The sequence below is a fragment of the Microvirga sp. HBU67558 genome, assembly GCF_018069605.1.
In the GTDB taxonomy this organism is placed as follows: Bacteria; Pseudomonadota; Alphaproteobacteria; order Rhizobiales; family Beijerinckiaceae; genus Microvirga; species Microvirga terrae.
The window spans coordinates 1-689 of sequence record NZ_JAGPUP010000256.1; the positions used below are offsets into that span (position 1 = coordinate 1).

Consider the following 689-nt stretch of genomic DNA (forward strand, 5'->3'; position numbering starts at 1 on the left):
AGAAGTCCGGCCGAAGCCAGGACGCCACACGACAGCCAGTGCGGAAGGTAGCGCATCATTCCCCCCTGAAGTCCTGATCTGTTGCCTCTCCCAGCCGCCTCATAGCAGCCGAAGCGACGCCCGCGGTCAAGGCGGCCAACAACGGCACTGAGTAGAACCAAGACGTTTGTTCTCGAGTGTTGCATTCCGGATATCATGTCGGCGGCAACATCCGCAGAACTTGAGGTTGGGCGTGCTGCCTGCAATGGACGGGTCGTGTAGTCCGTGCCCGAAACCCCTGTTTCCAAGGCGGGATCTTGGATCCGACCAGCGGTGTCCAGGGATCGGGCCAGCGCGGTCAAGGGAGTTTCTCGTCCGAACGCCTGACCAATCGCGCTCTCCCGATCCGATCGGGGCTCTGGCCGGGCATGTTTCATGCCCGGCCCTGCGCCGGCGCAAGAACCCTCACTCGTTGCCGCAGGGCGAGTACGGGTAGTAGCCGCACACATTCGGGATCACGGCCGAATTCTCGGCCGCATAAGCCGCGCTTGCAGTGGAGACCCCTGATCGCCCGTACCAGGCGCCGTGATAGACCGGGGCATGCCAGTAGGCGCTGCGGGCTCGTCCATACTCTCCGGCGAACCAATCGATGAACAGGGCCGCCGGTCCGCTCGCCCCGTTCAGATTGCCCTCCAGCACCGCCACGTCGA

The 689-nt window shown here is 63.9% G+C and carries 1 pseudogene; it reads right to left on the minus strand.

The window, feature by feature from the left end:
- Positions 1-444: 444 nt before the first annotated feature.
- Positions 445-689, minus strand: a pseudogene (locus tag KBI52_RS01090) (hypothetical protein); the annotation flags it as partial.